Source organism: Pseudoduganella sp. RAF53_2, from assembly GCF_052113985.1.
Taxonomy (GTDB): domain Bacteria; phylum Pseudomonadota; class Gammaproteobacteria; order Burkholderiales; family Burkholderiaceae_D; genus Rugamonas.
In genome coordinates this window covers 1-1,160 of sequence record NZ_JBFRDW010001047.1, presented here as the reverse complement: position 1 = coordinate 1,160, position 1,160 = coordinate 1, and the positions used below count along the sequence as shown (strand labels likewise).

At 65.6% G+C, this 1,160-nt stretch carries 1 protein-coding gene; it reads right to left on the bottom strand.

The window, feature by feature from the left end; genetic code table 11:
• On the bottom strand, positions 1 to 1,160 hold a 1,160-nt coding region (locus tag AB4Z11_RS32195; protein WP_442030313.1), incomplete at both ends, for a flagellar M-ring protein FliF C-terminal domain-containing protein.

Genomic DNA, 1,160 nt, shown 5'->3' with positions numbered 1-1,160 from the left:
TTCCGGTTCTTTCTCGGCCAGTACCTTCAGGTGGTCGACCATCACATCGACTGCCGAGCCTGCCGGTGGCAGGTCGTAGTTTTCCAGCAGCGGCACCACCGGGCTGGCGCCGGCATGCATGGTTTCGCCTGGCGCAGCTTCTTCCGTGCCTTCCGGTGCTGCCAATGCCGCGGCCGCGCCTGGCGTGCCCTGCAGAGCCGCGGCGCCTGGCAGCGCTGGCTGGCCGGCTGCGGCGCCTGCCGGCGTCAGGGCCGATTCGATACGGGCTGTGTTGCGTGGCGCCGGCGGCGCGAAGCGGGCAGTCAGCAGACGCATCAGCGGACGCAGAAGCAGCAGATAGCCGAGGATCGCCGCTACAGCGTAGCTAAGCCAGCTCGAAAAATCGACGACGTTGTCGCGTTCCTGCCACCATGGCAGTTCAGCCTGTTTGGCCGGGAAATTCATGGCGCTCACGACCAGGGTGTCGCCGCGCTCGGCATTGATGCCCAGGCCATTGCGCAGTACCTTGTCGACATTGGCCAGTTCGGCAGCTTGCCAGCCGAGCTTCGGATTGAAGGCGGCGGCCTGCGCCAGCACCACGGCCACGCTCTGGCGCTCCAGGCGGCCGCGGGCGCGCTTGGTCTGGGTGATGCTGCGGTCATACGCGTACTGGCGGGTGGTGGCGTTCTTGCGCGCGGTGCCTTCCGGGGCATTGGCGTTAGCATCGGCGCCGGTTGCGCCGGCATTGGTGTTGGCGTTGGCTGGAGGAGGGCGGTTGGACAGCGTGCCCGGCACGCCCATGGCGATGCGGTTACGGTCCTGTTCTTCGYGCATCGCTTCGCTGGTCACTTTCGGATCGGCGCCATATTTCTCAACGGTTTCTTCGACCTTGTCGTTGTCGACAGCAGCGGTCACGCTGATCTTGAAATTGTCTTCGCCAACGATCGGACCCAGCAGGCCCTTGATGTTGGTGCGGATCTCGTCCTGGTAGCGCTTGGCGTTCTCGTTGGTGGTGGCGTTGGCATCAAAGCCATCGGCCAGGTCCACGTGCGAGGACAGCAGATTGCCGGCCTGGTCGACCAGGCTCACGCGCGCCGGGCTTAGCGAGGCGACGCTGCCTGCCACCATGTTGACGATGGCGGCAATGTGCTCAGGCGCCAGCGTGTGGCCAGGCTTGGTAG